Origin of the sequence: Rhizobium grahamii CCGE 502 (genome assembly GCF_000298315.2) — a bacterium.
Lineage (GTDB): Bacteria > Pseudomonadota > Alphaproteobacteria > Rhizobiales > Rhizobiaceae > Rhizobium > Rhizobium grahamii.
Genome location: NZ_AEYE02000058.1, coordinates 1 through 568, shown reverse-complemented (window position 1 = coordinate 568; position 568 = coordinate 1). Strand labels below are relative to the sequence as shown.

Annotated in this window: 1 pseudogene; it reads right to left on the bottom strand. The window is 68.7% G+C overall.

The window, feature by feature from the left end:
* Positions 1–229: 229 nt before the first annotated feature.
* A pseudogene (locus RGCCGE502_RS34365) lies at positions 230–568 on the bottom strand (type I secretion system permease/ATPase); the annotation flags it as partial.

The following is a 568-nucleotide window of genomic DNA, read 5'->3' as shown; positions in this document are numbered from 1 at the left end:
CGCCGAGCACCCCGAACAGCAAAGGCAGCGAGTAGATCCGCCGGTCGGCGCCCTTGTCGGCGGCAAGCCGGAACCGGTTGGCAGGCGCAACGGCCGCCTGGCCGTCGTCGGGCAGTCCGAGGATCAGTTTCTCCTCCATGACGCTCTCCAATCCTTGCTCTATCCTTTTTTAGGCTTGGCCCTCTTTGGGCCCGGCCCTGTTCAGGCCATTCCTCTTTGGGTCTGGCCGCTATTCGGCGGCGGCATTGGCGATCCGGTCGCGGTCGGCGGCCGGCGGCGTCTTGCCGACGACCAGCGGACGCTTGGCGGTGGGCTGGATGATCTCGTCCTTCGGCCCGAAGGCGGCAAGCCGGCCGTTCTGCACCAGCCCGACCATGTCGACGGCGGAAAGCGCACTCGGGCGATGGGCGACGATGATGACGATGCCGCCGCGCTCGCGCACCTTGGCGATCGCCCTGGTCAGCGCCTCCTCGCCCTCGGCGTCGAGGTTGGAGTTCGGCTCGTCGAGCACCACCAGGAAGGGATCGCCGTAAAGCGCCCGCGCCAGCCCGATGCGCTGGCGCTGCCC